Source organism: Novosphingobium rhizosphaerae (assembly GCF_050920675.1).
GTDB lineage: Bacteria > Pseudomonadota > Alphaproteobacteria > Sphingomonadales > Sphingomonadaceae > Novosphingobium > Novosphingobium rhizosphaerae.
Genome location: NZ_CP137863.1, coordinates 55,552 through 70,409, shown reverse-complemented (window position 1 = coordinate 70,409; position 14,858 = coordinate 55,552). Strand labels below are relative to the sequence as shown.

Genomic DNA, 14,858 nt, shown 5'->3' with positions numbered 1-14,858 from the left:
CTTCAATTGGGCATGACAAAGATCGGCGCGCTATCCCAATGCTCGTCGGCTTTGCCGTTCCTGATGCGGAACATGTCGAACCAGGTAGTGGTATAGGTCCTTCCGGGCTGCTTCGGGTGCGGCAGCGTCGATACCAGTGCGACTGTCACAATATCGCCCTGCGCAATGACCTGGACGACTGGTGCGGAAAGCCGTGCCGGAACAGGTTTCGGCTTGATCCCCATGCCCTGGAAGAAGCTGACGACATTCGCCCGGCCGGAAGCCACGTTGGGATTGTGCTGGATGTAGCGTTCGGTCAGATAGAGACTGGCCTTGTCCCAATGCCCCGCCTCGAGCAGGTCTTTCATGATGTGATAGATCACCTGCTTGTTAGCACGCAGCTTCGGGTTCTTGTCTGTAAACAGCGCCTCGACATTGGAGGCTGGTACGACGGCTTCCTGAGCCTGCGATGCCGCAGGGAGAGCGCCCAGCACCAGCGCAAAAAAAGTGGCGACAAGCTTTGGCATTTTGGGAGCCTTCCGGAGTTTATCACGCTCTGTGACGAGCATCAGAACTGCTCGCGCTCGGCATTCGGCTCGTTGGCAAAGAAGAGCCGCTCGGCCTGCTCGGGATCGTTCACCATCCGGCATTGGGCATCGATGATCATCGTCTCGCGCCGTTTCAGCGTATAGGGCTTCCAGCGCACCTGCCCTTTGGCGGAAGGGATGCTGTTGCGGGCAAAATTCGCCCACATCTCGCCCATGTTGCTCGCGGTTTTCAGGCGGTCAGGGCGTTTGGGACCGAAGCGCACGGCGGTATCAAACTTCATGGCGATGTCCGATGCGTGGGGCGAACCTTCGGGATAGGTCGTTCCTGGCACAAAGTCGGGCGAGCGATAATCGAGGATGTAGGAATAGATCGGTGCCGCCTTTTGCGCGGCCTTGCGTTCAGACAGCTTGACCGCATTGGCTCGCCAGGGCTTCGCCGTGGTGATCGCGATATAGAGCTGCGATGGCGTGGCCTTGGGGCGCGCCTTGCGAAACGCGTCGATCCAGGCCGAAGTGCGTTCGCCGAGCAGATTGGACAGGCGTGAGCGAAGCCCCGCTTCATCGAGATTGAACGCGCTCTTGTCCCCCTGAAAGAAGAACACGGTCTCATCCTTGCAGCTGCCGACAATCAGCGGCTTGTTTGCCGAAATCGCTGGCGCCCCTATGCTGAACGGTTCTTCGGGCAGGATCGTGCCATCAATAAAGGGCCAGACCATGATCTCGGGCTGCGCACCGGCCGGAGTACCCGGAGGAGGAACCGTGCCGGGTGAAAGATAGGGCGCATTGCCCAATTGTGCCTTGAGGATCTGGGCAGCAGGTGCAGTCAGCAGCGCACGCGGATCGGTGATGCCCATCCGACGCATGACTTCGCGCGTCATCGCGGTTGCGTCATCGGGAGTCTTGCCGCCCGGGCCAATCGCGCTTTCGATCGAAGCCTTGTGGAAATAGGGAGCGGCAGAGGGCATGGCATAGAGCGCGGTGGTCTTGCCACCGCCGCCGCTTTCGCCAAAGATCATGACATTGCCGGGATCGCCCCCGAACTCGGCAATATTGGCGTTGACCCACGCCAGCGCGGCAACAATGTCCTGCAAGCCCTGATTGCCCGCATATTCGGGCCCGAGAAGCTGGCCAAGATAGAGATACCCCATCAGGCCAAGCCGGTGGTTCGATTGCACGACCACGACATCATGTTTGCGCGCCAGCGTGCCGCCATCCTGCCAGGGCGCGCCGCCCGAACCGATCACAAAGCCGCCGCCATGCTGGTAGACCATGACTGGGCGCTTCTTGCCATCCAGCGCGGGGGTCCAGATATTGAGGAACAGGCAATCTTCGGCCGGTGCCGGCTCATTGTTGCCGAAATCGCCGCGCGGAGCCTGAATGGAGGGCGCGCCTAACCGGGTAGCATCCCGCACGCCGATCCAAGGAACCGGCGCAGTCGGAGCCTTAAACCGCCGATCTGGTCCTGATACGGCCCCCCCATACGGGACGCCGCGAAACTCGAGGATGCCGTCCACTGCCGCCCCGCGCAATTTGCCCTGTGCGCAGGTCGCAATAGGCGCATCGGGCGCGGCACCGCGCAGAATGGCTGGTGCCGCCAGCAATGGCCCGGCCATGCCAATCGACTGAAGCATATGGCGGCGCGTAAACATATCAAACTCCTCGTTAAGTTCGGACCAATGCCAACAAGGCTTGCGATCCCTTTGCCAGCAGCCCGATATCGGTTCCGATGGAGATGAAGCGAAACCCCTCGGCAGCGCGGCTGCGGGCGTCTTCGGGGGACAGGGCGAATATCCCGGCGGGTTTGCCAGCGGCATCGATCCGCGTCTTGGCGTGGGCGATGGCCGCCTGCACGTCCGGATGGAGCGGATTGCCGAGATGCCCCATCGAAGCCGCCAGATCAGCTGGACCGATGAACAGGGCATCGATCCCGTCAACTGCTGCGATGCTGTCGATCTGTTCGAGCGCGGTTACGCTTTCTATCTGGCCGATGACCGTCACCCTTTCATGCGCCTTGGCAAGATAGGCCGTGTCCGCCCCGAAGCCCGAAGCCCGGCTGGTGGCACTGGCGACACCGCGCGAGCCAAGCGGCGGGAAACGGGTTGCCGAAACAATGGCCTGCGCATGGCTTGCACTATCCACCATCGGCACCAGCAGGGTCAAAAAGCCGATATCGAGATACTGTTTGATCGCAACAGGTTCGCCCAAAGGCACGCGCGCGATGGCTTCCACCGCAAAGGGCGCGACTGCTTGCAACTGGGCGAGGAGCGTCTGCGCCGTATTGGGGGAATGCTCCCCATCGATCAGCAACCAATCGAACCCTGCGCGCGCGCAGATTTCAGCGGTGTAGCTGTTGGCCAATGCCTGCCAAAGGCCGAACAGCGGCTCTGTGCCTGCCAGGGCCTGCTTGAACCGGCTCATACAAACCGCACCGAGATTGCCCCAAGCGGGCCGTAGTCAACGTGGAAACTGTCACCCGCCCGGGCGAAGATCGGAGCGGTGAAGCTGCCGCCAAGGATGATCTGGCCGGGTTCCAGCATTTCACCATGCGGCGCCATCTTGTTGGCGAGCCATGCCGGGCCGTTGGCCGGGTGATTGAGGACGGCCGCGGCGACACCCGATTCCTCGATCACGCCATTGCGGTAAAGCAGCGCGCTGACCCAGCGCAGATCGACCGCATCGGGCTTCACCGGGCGCCCGCCCAGCACAATTCCGGCATTGGCGGCGTTGTCCGAAATCGTGTCGAACACCTTGCGCGTCACGCCGGTGGCCTTGTCGATGCGCTCGATGCGGGCATCGATGATTTCGATGGCCGGAGTCACATAATCGGTTGCGGCAAGCACGTCATAGATCGTGCAGTTCGGCCCTTTGAGCGGCGCCTTCAGGATGAATGCCAGCTCGACCTCGACGCGCGGTTCGATGAAGCGGCTGATCGGGATATCATGCCCGTCAAGGAACAGCATATCATCCAGCAAAGTGCCAAAATCGGGTTCCGTGACGTTGGAGGAACGTTGCATCGCCCGGCTGGTGAGGCCGATCTTGTGGCCGATCACCTTGCGTCCGGCAGCAAGCTTCTGCTTCACCCACGCCCGGCTGATGGCATAGCCATCTTCCAGATCCATTCCCGGATGCTCCAGCGAGAACTGCCCGATCTGGGTGCGCGTCCGTTCGGCTTCATCAAGGCGCGCGGCAAGGTTCTCGATTGTCGGTTGGTCAAGCGGCATCAGTCGGTCCCGGCCAGGCGTTTGTGAATGCTGTTGTGCTTCCAGCCCTCTGTCTCTTTGACATAGAGCGAAAGCGCGAGGGGGCGGCGGTCGAACATGCCGCCCAAATGATCGCGCAGGCGGGCAAAGAGGGCGTCAAAGTACCGCTGGCGGAATTCGGCGCTGCGCCCCGCGCCCATTTTCACATCGACATTGATGAACGCGTCTTCTGGCCCTGCATTGTCGGCAATCACATAATGATCCACCCGGTATGCCCGCACCCGAATGCCGCCGACCGGGAAGACCCCGTCGGACCGATCCTTCATGTCCGCTGCCAACATTTCCATCAGCGCCCGGACATCCAGTTCGCCTTCGAGATTGGCCGTCCATTCGATTGTAACGTGCGCCATCAGATCACCGCCATCAGATCACTGCCATCGTGGCAACTGTGCAGCCAACCGCAAAAATCGGAATGGGCTGATAGAAGTGCAGCGTGCCTTTCCCGCGCGCAGCAGCTGCGGCGGCAATGAAAGTGCGGATTTCGAACCCGCCTTGCCCGGCATCGCGGTAGGTGTCGGCATCGCGGTAATCGAGCAGCCGATCCTTGTCATTCGCCAGCCAGCGATCCAGGAAATCGCGGTCCCACGCCTCGTTGATACGTCCGCTATCGGGCGTTGCGGGCCAGTGGGAGATTCCCCCGGTTGCGATCAAGACTATGCGTTCAGGTACCGCATCGGCTGCGCGCCGGATCGCTTCGCCAAACGCCCATGCGCGGTGAAGCGGGGTGAGCGGCGGCCCCTGACAATTGATGTTGGCCGGGATGATCGTCAACTCGTTGCGGGGATCCAGGAAGTGCAAGGGCACCATGATCCCGTGATCAAACTGCCATTCCTCGCAATAGGCGACATCGACGGATTGCAGCATCTCGCTCACCATCCGCTTGCCAAGATCGGGATTGCCGCGCTGGGTGCGCCGGGGAATGTTCAGCCACTCGGGATCCTCGATCGGTCCTGTATAGCTTTCTCCCATGCCGATGGCGAAGGCAGGCATGTTGTTCATGAAGAAATTGGCGAAATGCTCCGCTGCAAGAATGATGACAGCGTCGGGCCTGGCAGCCTCGAGTTGCAGCCGCAGGCCGTCCATCGCGGCATAAAGAGCATCCCGCTGTTCAGCCGGGGCAAGCTGAGCGCGCCCGGTGATGCCGGGGCCGTGACTGCAAACGGCGGTGAAAACAAGGCTCATACGCCTGCAACCTTTTCGTCAGCCGTGGTGGTCATGGCGTAGATCCCGTCACGAACTGGCCCATACCGGGTGACACCATCGCGCATCATTTGCAGATAATCAGCCCAGGCGATCCCGCACAGCGGCGCAAAATGCATCAGAATCTGGCCGTTGACGCCAAGCACGTAGAGCAGGCCGATATCGTGTGACAGGAAAGCGTCCCGTTCCTCGTCTGTCAGCTGGTAGCCGCGTGCCAGGCCTTCGGGATCGCTCACGAACCGGGCCTTGGCTGCATCATCGCGATTCAGCACATAGAGGAGCTTGGAGAGCTGATAGAGGCTCATGCTGGCACCAGATGGTTCACGAGGCGTCCGATGCCTTCGATCTGCGTCACCACGGTATCGCCAGCAGCGCAGAAATGAACGCCCTGCGGCGTGCCGGTCAGGATCATGTCACCCGGCATCAAGGTGGTGTGTTCCGACAGGTAGGATACTAGCCCCGCAACCCCCAGGATCATGTCAGCCGTTGATCCCTGCTGCACCGTCGCACCGTTGACCTTGGTGATCATCGTGAGGGACTGCGGATCTGCGATATCTGCCGCATCGACAATCCAAGGGCCGATCGGCGTGGTGGCATCGCGGTTCTTGACCCGCGCATTGGGGCGATAGAAATTCTCCAGGTACTCCCGGATCGCATAGTCGTTGGCGATGGTATAGCCCGAGACATGGTCGAGGCCGTCGGCCACCGGAACGTTGCGGGCAGGCTTGCCGATGATGGCCACCAGTTCGCATTCGGGGTGCATCTGGTTTGCGTCTGCCGGGCGAGGTGTATCCCCCTCATGCCCGACAAAGCAGTTGCCGCCCTTCATGAAGATTAGCGGCGCATCGAGCTTGGGCGCAAAACCAAGCTCCTTGTTGTGATCGGCATAGTTGAGGCCGAGCGCATAGACTGCTGCACCGGCAACGATGGGCGGCAGCCACTGGGCCTCCGCGATTGCGATCTTCTGGCCACATGGCAACAGGAGTGACTGCTCGTCCGCAGTCACTTCGGCCCAGATGTCGCGCCCGCGATAATAGATTCTGGCGCGCTTCATGGGAGCCGTCCCGTGCGTTCGAGTTGCAATGAAGGCAGGCCTTGCGCCTTGACGACCAGTTCCTCGCCCGGTGCGGCCACCGGCGCATCCCCGGGCAGGCCGACGAGAAGGACATCGCCCGCCCGCAAGGTCATGAAGCCGGACAGCTCCGCAAGAAGCATGGCTGGCGATCGGTGCAGGCGGTCAAACCCCCATTGATGAACAAGCTGGCTTTCGCGGTATGTTTTGAGCTGTTCAGGAAAGACCGGGGCCGCCCAATCTCCCAGGGCCAGAAAGCCATCGGCATTCTTGTACGCGATCGCGGGCCGGTAATAGCTGGACTGTGGCAGCGAGATATCGAGGCATATGGCAATTGCCCCTACACAATCGAGCGCATTGTCCGGCGTTCGGCCAGTTGCATCGCGCGCCATCAGCAACGCCAAGGTTGGCGCGCAAACTAGCGTCTCGGCGGGATGTGCAACCACACTGCGCGCGAGCGATGCGCGCGGCTTCATGTAGACTACCGGCGCACGCGGCGCAGCGAGGTAGGGCTTCTCGTCAAACTCGGGAGAAATCCGGTCAAGCTCCTGCCTGTCGTTAAGCGCAACCCCATAGATGTGTCCGGCCACGCTCATCGGACTGTCCTCTTGTCAGAACCGGATGACCCGATAAGTAAGGCACACTGACAAAATACGACTGGAACCTGATGTCGCGTAAGATTTCGCACGGCTTGCCGCGCTACACAGAGTCCATCGCCGGCAGCCTGCTTGCGGCGCGTGAAGCTGTCATGGCTCCCATCCGCCCGCATCTCAGAGCCTCCAACGTGACGGAGCAGCAATGGCGTGTGCTGCGGGTTCTCGCCGATGCCACGTCCCTTGATGCGCGCGGCATTGCCGAGGCTGCCTTGCTTTATGCGCCGACGGTAACACGGATTCTGAAGGAACTTGGCGAACGGAAGCTGATCATCCGGCATATCGATCCGGTGGACGGCAGGCGTTCGATCATTTCCATCACAGAGGAAGGACTTTCGCTGGTTCACGACACGGCGAAGCACACGCGGACCCTGATTGATGCGTACATCGAAGAGTTTGGGCGCGAGCGGCTCGAGGCGTTCCGCCTTGAAGCAAAGGCGCTGGCCGCCGCCCTTGCGAAGTTCAAACCCGGAGACTGACCGCCAACGTTCCATGCGCATCAAACCCCAAGCCGAGGCACTTTGTGGGTTCCGCGTGCCAGGGCGATGTTCTTGGTCTCCATGTAGAAATCGAAGCTCCAATCGCCGCCGTCGCGGCCGATGCCGCTGGCTTTCGTGCCGCCGAAAGGTGCGGGGAGATGGCGGACATTCTCGCTGTTCACCCAGACCATGCCGACATCGAGCGCTTCGGACACACGGAGCGCCCGTCCGACGTCGCTGGTCCAGAGATACCCGGCGAGACCATATTGGACATCGTTCGCCTTGCTGACGGCATCTGCTTCGTCGGTAAACGGAATCGCCGTCAACACGGGTCCAAAGATCTCTTCTTGTGCTATGCGCATTGATTGTTCGGCATTGGTGAACAGGGTGGGCGGGTAAAAGAACCCCTTCGCGCCTTCGAACGGTGCGCCCCCCGCCGCGATCGTCGCGCCTTCCTGCCTTGCAATTTCAGCGTAGCGGGCCACTTTGGCGAAATGGCGGGGATGGATCAATGGACCGACTTCGGTCGCGGGATCGAACGGATCACCAACCTTCAGATTCTTGACCCGCTCGGCGAGCTTGGCGACGAAGCTATCGTAGATCGTGCTTTGCACCAGAAGGCGCGAGGATGACGTGCAGCGCTGGCCATTGAGCGAGTAGATCATGAAAATGGCGGCATCGAGCGCAGAATCGAGATCGGCATCATCGAACACGATCACCGGATTCTTGCCGCCGAGTTCGAAATGCACGCGCTTCAAGGTTTCCGAGCCCTGGCGCATGATGGCGGAACCAGTGGAGGATTCGCCGACGAAGGCAACGGCCTTGATCGAGGGGTGTTCGGTCAGGCGCTTTCCGGTCGTCTCACCAAGCCCGTTCACCGAATTGAACACACCGGCGGGCAGGCCTGCTTCATGCGCGATCTCGACGAGCAGGCGGGCCGAATAGGGCGACCATTCGGCGGGTTTGTGGACGACCGTGCAGCCGGCCGCGAGGGCGGGCGCGATCTTCCAAGTCGAAAGCATGAACGGCGTGTTCCACGGCGTGATGACAGCGACAGGGCCGATCGGCTTGCGCGATGTGTAGTTGAGATGATCGGCGCTGGGCAGGGCTTGCCCATCGGCGGCTGAAGGAGCCCGGTCGGCAAAGAAGCGGAAATTCTCTGCACCGCGAATTGCCGCCTTCGACATGAAGCGCCAGCATTGCCCGGCATCAATGCATTCGACGGCCGCAATCCTGTCGGCGTTGGCAGTGATGAGATCGGCCGCCCGGTTCAGGACTTTGCGGCGTTCTTCACCTGACTTTGCCGCCCATTTTGGGAAAGCATCGCGCGCAGCGGCAACGGCTTCTTCAACTTGGTCTTGAGTAGCGTCTGAGCATTGTCCGAGTGTTTCGCCAGTACCAGGTTCAAGAATATCGAATGGGGTGCCCAAGGCTGGCGACACACGCCCATTGATGTAGTGACCCAATGTGCCGGGACCGAAGGATTGGACAGCCGCTAGCGCCAAATCGCGTTTATCAGACATCTTTGAATGATTCTCCAGATCAATGGCAACGGGTGCAGCGACAAGGGGGGCAGGTTCAGTCATGGATCACGTGCAGAGACACAAATTCTTCAAGTCCATGCTGCCCGAACTCGACGCCAAATCCTGAGGCCTTAACTCCGCCAAAAGGCGTGTCGGGCCTAATGCCGCCATGCTTGTTGACCCACGCAGTGCCACACTCAAGTCGCATTGCAAGGTCGCGCGCGCGTGGGATGTCCGATGACCAGATTGATCCGCCCAGCCCCACATCAACGGCGTTGGCCTGATCAATTGCGGTATCGATGTCGCTATACCGTATGATAGGCAAAGCCGGGCCAAACTGCTCCTCATCGACCAATGACATTCCCGGCATGGCGTTGGCGACGAGCGTTACCGGATAGAAAAGGCCGTCACCGCCACTGGGCGCACCACCATTCAGAATACGCGCACCTGCGGCTGCTGCCTCGTCAACGAGCCGCGTGACCTTATCGAACTGCATCCGGTTTTGGATTGGGCCGAGGAGACTATCTTCATCTGTGCCCGCGCCTGTTTTGATCGTTGCTGCATAGGCGACCAACTCATCACAGACAGCTTCGTAGATTGCGTCATGCACAAACAGCCGCTTCAAAGCGGCGCAGGTCTGGCCATTGTTTACAAACGCACCCCAAAAAAGCCCCTCGGCAATGGCTTTGGGGTCAGCATCAGCCAACACAATCCCCGCATCATTTCCGCCAAGTTCAAGGGTGAGCCGCTTCAGCGTCGGCGCAGCACTGGCCATGACGCGGCGACCGGTGTTGCAAGACCCCGTAAAGCAGATCTTTGCCACATCGGGATGCGATGTCAGGAGTGGGCCGATTTCGTCTGAACCCGCGACGACATTCAAAACCCCAGGTGGCAAGGCATTTTGCAGCAGTTCAACCATACGCAACGTCGACAATGGCGTGTAAGGCGAGGGCTTTAGCACGACGGTGTTGCCTGTGCGGATTGCGGGCATGACGTGCCAAATCGCGATCATCAGCGGCCAGTTCCAAGGCGTAATTGACGCGACCACGCCAAGCGGCTTGCGATGGATTGCGATATGGGCGTCGGCATCGTCCTGCACAAATTCGACCGGCAACTTCAAGCCGGCGGTATGCCGGGTCCAGGCAGCAGCACCGCCCAGTTCAAAGCGCGAGCCCATGCCGTTCAGCGGCTTGCCCTGCTCGGCGGTTAATATCCTGGCGAGTTCTTCGGCATGGTGATCGAGAAGGTCGGCACAGGCTAACACAGCGGCGCACCGCTCTGCGTCAGTGGTTTGGGACCACGCAAGAAACGCAGCCTTGGCAGAAGCGACGGCCGCTTCAACAGCAGCAGCGTCGGCAACGGCGATCGTTCCTGCCAAACCGCCTGTGGCCGGATTCAGGACTTCAAGGGACCGTTCCCCCAACATTGCCATGCCATCAATGATGGTGCCAGCCATAGGCATCGCGACTCTCTCCGCACTTGAATTATCATTGCACCAATAAATTATCATGATAAATGATGCAAGGCTGAGTTGGCCGGTCGGCGAAGATCGACTGCGGAGCCCGAGATGGCGCAAGGCCTATGGAGGATGGTTTGACCGAGCATTCGCTGAAGCGCGGAGACAGGAAGGCATTGGCCATATGGATGGGCGTCGCCATGGCATGTGCGACGGGAATGCTTTTGTCCGCCTGCAAATCGGGCCCTGACAGCACGATTGGCTCCCTCGCGCAGGCCAAGCCCGGCGAATGGGCGAGGCATGGATTTGGACTTTCAGAGCAGCGCTTCAGTCCGCTTGAACAGATCAACACCGAAACAGTAAAAGGTCTCAGCCTCGCCTGGTATGCCGATCTCGATACCAACAGGGGTCAGGAATCGACCCCCCTGATGGTTGATGGCATCCTTTATACCACGTCGGCATGGTCAAAGGTGGAGGCGTTTGAGGCGATCAGCGGGAAGCTGCTGTGGAGTTTCGATCCGAAGGTCCCCGGTGAAGCGGGCGTCAAAGGCTGCTGCGATGTCGTCAACCGCGGTGTTGCCATCGAAGGCGGGCGCGTGTTCCTCGGCAGCTTTGATGGGCGGCTCATTGCGCTGGACGCGAAGACCGGGAAGCAGTTGTGGTCAGTACAGACGGTCGATCCATTGCAGCCCTATACGATCACGGGCGCGCCAAGGCTGGTCAAGGGCAAGGTCCTCATCGGCAATGGCGGCGCTGAGTACAATGTCCGCGGATATGTCAGCGCCTATGACATGGAAACCGGCAAGCTCGCCTGGCGCTTCTACACCGTGCCCGGAAAGGCCGGAGTCAAGGATGGGGCGGCATCTGATACCATTCTCGAAAAGCTGGCTGGCCCCACATGGAAAGGCAAACCGGACTATGTCGGCGGCGGCGGGACCGTGTGGGACTCGATGGCCTATGATCCCGAACTGGATCTGCTCTACATCGGCGTCGGCAATGCTGCGCCCTGGAATCAGGCCATCCGTTCACCCGGCGGCGGCGACAATCTGTTTGTCGCGTCCATTGTGGCCTTGCGGCCGGATACCGGTGAATATGTCTGGCACTATCAGGAAACGCCGGGCGACCAGTGGGACTATACCGCCACCCAGCACATGATCCTTGCCGATCTGATGATCGACGGCAAACCTCGCAAAGTCCTGATGCAAGCGCCAAAGAATGGCTTCTTCTATGTCATCGACCGGACCAACGGCGCGCTGATTTCCGCAGACGGCTATGTCCAGCAAAGCTGGACCACGGGAGTCGATCCGGCAACGGGCAGGCCCAAGGTTGTGCCGGATGCCTATTATGCCAAGACAGGAAAGCCCTGGATTTCCACGCCGGGTTTCCTCGGGGGTCATAACTGGCACCCGATGGCGTTCAGCCCGCAAACGGGGCTGGTCTATATCCCGGCAAACGAGATTGCGACGCCCTACATCAACGACGAAAACTTCAAATTCAGACAGCAATCGGCCAATCTGGGGATTGATCTGGCAAAGGCGACCATGCCCGCTGATCGCAACATCGTGAACGCGGTCAAGGCCGGTTTGAAAGGGCGCATTGTCGCGTGGGATCCGGTCAAGCGCAGTGCAGCCTGGACTGTGGAACTCGGCGGACCGTGGAACGGCGGATTGCTGGCAACAGCTGGCGGATTGCTTTTCCAGGGGACAGCCGCAGGTGACTTTGTTGCCTATAATGCGCGCAATGGTGCCAAACTGTGGTCGTTTCCTGCGCAAAGCGGCATCGTTGCGCCGCCGATCACCTGGTCACAGGGCGGCAAGCAATATGTTTCCGTCGTGGTAGGTTGGGGCGGGGTCTATCCGCTCCTGCTTGGCGAACTGGCGAAGAAGAGCAATGACCGGCCAAATCGCAGTCGGGTGCTCACTTTCGTAATCGGCGGAACAGCAAAGCTGCCCGAACAGGATATGAACCGTATGGCCATGCAGGAACCGCCGGCACCATTCGGAACGCCAGCTCAAATTGAACAGGGCCGTATCGCTTATGCGCAAAGCTGTGGGGGATGTCACGGCGATGGCGTCAGGTCTGGCGGCGTGCTCCCCGAATTGCGGGCCTCCGCTGTGGCGGGAGATAGCGCTGCCTGGCGGTCTGTCGTGATTGATGGGGTGCTTGCAGCCAATGGCATGGTCGGTTTTTCGAAGGATCTGACGATCGCCGATGCCGAAGCAGTGCGGGCCTATGTCGTCGCGCGTGCCAACGAAGACTGGCAGAAACGGTAAATCATGGGAACGGCAGACATGACGATGAAGCGGTTGAGGATCATCATGCTGTGCGGCAGCGCGGCCTTCGCAAGTGCGGTGTCGCACGCCGAGGCAAAGCATGCCAGCGGCTCAGAGGCTGCTCCCGAAGCTCGCGCTGAAGCCACGGTTAAGGCGATGACGGAGGCCGAGAAGACGATCCTGACGTATAGCATCATGCCCTTGCCTTTCGGTAATGACCCGCCCCCTGTTCCCGCTGATTCGATCTCCGGCGCAGGTTATACCAGTGGCATTGCGCGGCTCGGGGTGCCGTCCCTCAAAGAAACCGATGCAAGCCTCGGCGTTTCCTATGTCTCGGGCCAACGCAATGATGGGGCAACGGCGTTGCCTTCGGGTGTCGCAATGGCTGCTACATGGAATCCCGCACTGATCAGGCGCGGCGGCCAGATGATCGGTTCGGAAGCCCGTGCGAAAGGCTTCAATGTCATGCTCGCGGGGGGCGTCAACCTGATGCGCGATCCGCGTAATGGGCGCACGTTCGAATATTTTTCGGAAGACCCGCTGCTGTCGGGCGTGCTGGCCGGAAATGCCATTGCGGGCGTCCAGTCCAACAATATCATTTCGACGATCAAACATTTTGCGCTGAACGGCCAGGAGACCGGCCGCCAGTTTGCCGATGCGCATATCTCCGATGCCGCAGCACGGGAAAGCGACCTGCTCGCGTTCCAGATCGGCATCGAGATCGGCAATCCGGGTTCGGTGATGTGCGCCTACAACCGCGTCAATGGCAAACAGGCCTGTGACAGCGATTATCTGCTTAACAAGGTGCTGAAGCAGGATTGGCGCTACAAGGGATTCGTCATGTCTGATTGGGGTGCGGTGCCGAACCTGGGCACGGCCCTGAACGGACTTGACCAGCAATCGGGATCACAGCTCGACCCGGCGATTTTTTTCAGAAAGCCGCTTGGACAAGCCGCCAGCCGCGATCCGAAATATGCGGCAAGACTTGATGACATGAACCGCCGCATACTCTGGGCGATCTATGCCAATGGCGTGGACAGGAACCCGGCCACGCCGGGGGGCAAGATTGATTTTGCCGCCAATGCCTCCGTAGCAGAAGAGGTGGCTCGGCAAGCCATTGTCCTGCTGAGGAATGAGCGCGCTGTTTTGCGCTGGCCCGCACCGCAAAGCGGATTGCCGTGATCGGCGGCTATGCCAATGCAGGCGTTCTGTCAGGTGCAGGATCGAGCCAGGTGCATGGTGAGGGCGGCCCGGCCGTGGTGGTCCAGATCGGACCCAAGGACATGCCCTTTGCAAACTTCCTTTCGCAGCAATATCATAGTTCGGTGCCGCTGACTGCCATTCGCAAAATGGTGCCGAATGCCCAGGTCACCTATCGTGACGGCGCGTATGTTTCGGAGGCTGTTGCGCAGGCCGCTAGGGCAGATGTGGCGATCGTTTTTGCCAACAAGTGGGCAACCGAAGGCCTGGACCAGCCGGATTTGTCGCTGCCCAACGGGCAAGACGCGCTGATTGCGGCCGTGACAGCTGCAAACCCCAACACGATTGTGGTTTTGCAGACCGGCAATCCGGTCCTGATGCCATGGCTCGACAAGACTGCGGCCGTTTTGCAGGCATGGTATCCGGGGCGCGCGGCGGTGAGGCCATTGCCTCCATTCTGTTTGGCGAGGTCAATCCTTCAGGGCGCTTGCCGATTTCCTTTCCTGCCCGCGAGGCCGATCTCCCGCGCCCGAAACTTGATGGCGCAGACTGGGTCGAACCGACGTTTGTCGGTGCTGCGCCGACGCCAGAGGCACAATTGCCGGTCAATTACGACATCGAAGGCTCCGATGTCGGTTACCGCTGGTATGCCCGCACCGGGCGCAAGCCGCTGTTTCCGTTCGGTTTCGGCCTCAGCTACACCCGGTTTGAAACCTCCGGTCTCCAGATCAAGGGCAACACGGCGCGCTTCACCGCAAGGAACTTGGGCCAGAGAGCAGGTGCAACCGTGGCGCAGCTCTATCTGGTCTCGCGCAATGGGCAGCCGGCCCGCCGACTCGCGGGTTTCCAGCGCATCGAACTCGCTCCGGCAGAGCAGCGAAGTGTCACTCTGACAATCGACCCGCGAATCCTGGCGGCCTGGAACGGTGATGGCTGGACGATTGCCGGCGGAGAATATGGCTTTGCTCTTGGCGAGAATGCAGAAGCCATGGGACCGGTCCTGAAGGTTGCCATCAAGGGGCGCACCTGGCGCGATTGAGCCTTTCTGGCTGACTTGGCTCACCCCGGAAGGCCCGCGACCTTACTGCGACACGATCACGGCGATGGGCCAAAGAGCGTTTCCTGCCCGCCCAAAGGCTGCAGGCGGCGCTGCTTATCATGATAACCGCAGTTGACTGGTTATCGTGATAAACATATAGCAGGCGGTGATGTGAT

The 14,858-nt window shown here is 60.3% G+C and carries 13 protein-coding genes and 1 pseudogene; 3 read left to right on the top strand and 11 right to left on the bottom strand.

From position 1 onward, the window contains the following. Positions 1–2: 2 nt before the first annotated feature. Genes R9J51_RS23055 through R9J51_RS23015 form a run of 9 tightly spaced genes read right to left on the bottom strand, consistent with a single transcriptional unit; the run spans position 3 to position 6,655 of the window. Positions 3–506, bottom strand: coding sequence for a nuclear transport factor 2 family protein (locus tag R9J51_RS23055; RefSeq protein WP_179506850.1), 504 nt, complete (start codon positions 504–506; stop codon positions 3–5). Positions 507–547: 41 nt separating this feature from the next. Then, complete coding sequence (locus R9J51_RS23050) at positions 548–2,140, bottom strand: carboxylesterase/lipase family protein (RefSeq protein WP_432788105.1); 1,593 nt, start codon at positions 2,138–2,140, stop codon at positions 548–550. Between the two features lie 49 nt (positions 2,141–2,189). After that, positions 2,190–2,945 carry an HpcH/HpaI aldolase family protein gene (locus R9J51_RS23045; RefSeq protein ID WP_179506785.1) on the bottom strand — a complete coding sequence of 252 codons (756 nt, stop codon included), beginning with the start codon at positions 2,943–2,945 and terminating at the stop codon, positions 2,190–2,192. Continuing rightward, entirely contained in the window at positions 2,942–3,748 is an 807-nt protein-coding gene (gene hpaH / locus R9J51_RS23040) for a 2-oxo-hept-4-ene-1,7-dioate hydratase (protein ID WP_179506784.1), read from the bottom strand. The genes R9J51_RS23045 and hpaH overlap by 4 nt, the downstream gene beginning before the upstream one ends. Then, positions 3,748–4,137, bottom strand: a complete 390-nt coding sequence (locus tag R9J51_RS23035; protein ID WP_179506783.1) for a 5-carboxymethyl-2-hydroxymuconate isomerase — start codon at positions 4,135–4,137, stop codon at positions 3,748–3,750. The genes hpaH and R9J51_RS23035 overlap by 1 nt, the downstream gene beginning before the upstream one ends. A 13-nt stretch (positions 4,138–4,150) precedes the next feature. Continuing rightward, on the bottom strand, positions 4,151–4,969 hold the full coding sequence (locus R9J51_RS23030) for an extradiol ring-cleavage dioxygenase (RefSeq protein ID WP_179506782.1): 819 nt from the start codon (positions 4,967–4,969) through the stop codon (positions 4,151–4,153). Next, positions 4,966–5,292 carry an aromatic ring-opening dioxygenase subunit LigA gene (locus tag R9J51_RS23025; protein WP_179506781.1) on the bottom strand — a complete coding sequence of 109 codons (327 nt, stop codon included), beginning with the start codon at positions 5,290–5,292 and terminating at the stop codon, positions 4,966–4,968. Before R9J51_RS23025 ends, R9J51_RS23030 begins: the two co-directional genes overlap by 4 nt. Continuing rightward, positions 5,289–6,041, bottom strand: a complete 753-nt coding sequence (locus R9J51_RS23020; RefSeq protein WP_179506780.1) for a fumarylacetoacetate hydrolase family protein — start codon at positions 6,039–6,041, stop codon at positions 5,289–5,291. The genes R9J51_RS23025 and R9J51_RS23020 overlap by 4 nt, the downstream gene beginning before the upstream one ends. Next, positions 6,038–6,655, bottom strand: a complete 618-nt coding sequence (locus R9J51_RS23015; protein ID WP_179506779.1) for a fumarylacetoacetate hydrolase family protein — start codon at positions 6,653–6,655, stop codon at positions 6,038–6,040. Before R9J51_RS23015 ends, R9J51_RS23020 begins: the two co-directional genes overlap by 4 nt. Before the next feature lie 71 nt (positions 6,656–6,726). Between R9J51_RS23015 and R9J51_RS23010 the strand changes: the two genes are divergently transcribed. Beyond that, the gene (locus R9J51_RS23010; RefSeq protein WP_179506778.1) at positions 6,727–7,191 is read left to right on the top strand and encodes a MarR family transcriptional regulator; all 465 of its coding nucleotides are present in this window, start codon (positions 6,727–6,729) and stop codon (positions 7,189–7,191) included. A gap of 20 nt (positions 7,192–7,211) precedes the next feature. On the opposite strand, the gene hpaE is transcribed toward R9J51_RS23010, so the two are convergent. Both hpaE and R9J51_RS23000 read right to left on the bottom strand, forming a co-directional pair. Further along, positions 7,212–8,714 carry a 5-carboxymethyl-2-hydroxymuconate semialdehyde dehydrogenase gene (gene hpaE, locus R9J51_RS23005; RefSeq protein WP_179506849.1) on the bottom strand — a complete coding sequence of 501 codons (1,503 nt, stop codon included), beginning with the start codon at positions 8,712–8,714 and terminating at the stop codon, positions 7,212–7,214. Positions 8,715–8,769: 55 nt separating this feature from the next. Then, the gene (locus R9J51_RS23000; protein ID WP_179506777.1) at positions 8,770–10,176 is read right to left on the bottom strand and encodes an aldehyde dehydrogenase family protein; all 1,407 of its coding nucleotides are present in this window, start codon (positions 10,174–10,176) and stop codon (positions 8,770–8,772) included. A gap of 119 nt (positions 10,177–10,295) precedes the next feature. Between R9J51_RS23000 and R9J51_RS22995 the strand changes: the two genes are divergently transcribed. Next, complete coding sequence (locus R9J51_RS22995; RefSeq protein WP_432788101.1) at positions 10,296–12,443, top strand: PQQ-dependent dehydrogenase, methanol/ethanol family; 2,148 nt, start codon at positions 10,296–10,298, stop codon at positions 12,441–12,443. Positions 12,444–12,461: 18 nt separating this feature from the next. Further along, positions 12,462–14,682 (top strand): annotated as a pseudogene (locus tag R9J51_RS22990) (beta-glucosidase). The last annotated feature ends 176 nt before the right edge of the window (positions 14,683–14,858 follow it).

What these genes read in the sequence shown, in the direction of transcription:
- R9J51_RS23035 (WP_179506783.1), bottom strand. Translation starts at nt 4,137, where the DNA reads ATGGCGCACGTTACAATCGAATGGACGGCCAATCTCGAAGGCGAACTG.
- R9J51_RS23045 (WP_179506785.1), bottom strand. Translation starts at nt 2,945, where the DNA reads ATGAGCCGGTTCAAGCAGGCCCTGGCAGGCACAGAGCCGCTGTTCGGC.
- R9J51_RS23000 (WP_179506777.1), bottom strand. Translation starts at nt 10,176, where the DNA reads ATGCCTATGGCTGGCACCATCATTGATGGCATGGCAATGTTGGGGGAA.
- R9J51_RS23020 (WP_179506780.1), bottom strand. Translation starts at nt 6,041, where the DNA reads ATGAAGCGCGCCAGAATCTATTATCGCGGGCGCGACATCTGGGCCGAA.
- R9J51_RS23010 (WP_179506778.1), top strand. Translation starts at nt 6,727, where the DNA reads ATGTCGCGTAAGATTTCGCACGGCTTGCCGCGCTACACAGAGTCCATC.
- hpaH (WP_179506784.1), bottom strand. Translation starts at nt 3,748, where the DNA reads ATGCCGCTTGACCAACCGACAATCGAGAACCTTGCCGCGCGCCTTGAT.
- R9J51_RS23030 (WP_179506782.1), bottom strand. Translation starts at nt 4,969, where the DNA reads ATGAGCCTTGTTTTCACCGCCGTTTGCAGTCACGGCCCCGGCATCACC.
- R9J51_RS23015 (WP_179506779.1), bottom strand. Translation starts at nt 6,655, where the DNA reads ATGAGCGTGGCCGGACACATCTATGGGGTTGCGCTTAACGACAGGCAG.
- hpaE (WP_179506849.1), bottom strand. Translation starts at nt 8,714, where the DNA reads ATGTCTGATAAACGCGATTTGGCGCTAGCGGCTGTCCAATCCTTCGGT.
- R9J51_RS23025 (WP_179506781.1), bottom strand. Translation starts at nt 5,292, where the DNA reads ATGAGCCTCTATCAGCTCTCCAAGCTCCTCTATGTGCTGAATCGCGAT.
- R9J51_RS23055 (WP_179506850.1), bottom strand. Translation starts at nt 506, where the DNA reads ATGCCAAAGCTTGTCGCCACTTTTTTTGCGCTGGTGCTGGGCGCTCTC.
- R9J51_RS23050 (WP_432788105.1), bottom strand. Translation starts at nt 2,140, where the DNA reads ATGGCCGGGCCATTGCTGGCGGCACCAGCCATTCTGCGCGGTGCCGCG.
- R9J51_RS22995 (WP_432788101.1), top strand. Translation starts at nt 10,296, where the DNA reads ATGGAGGATGGTTTGACCGAGCATTCGCTGAAGCGCGGAGACAGGAAG.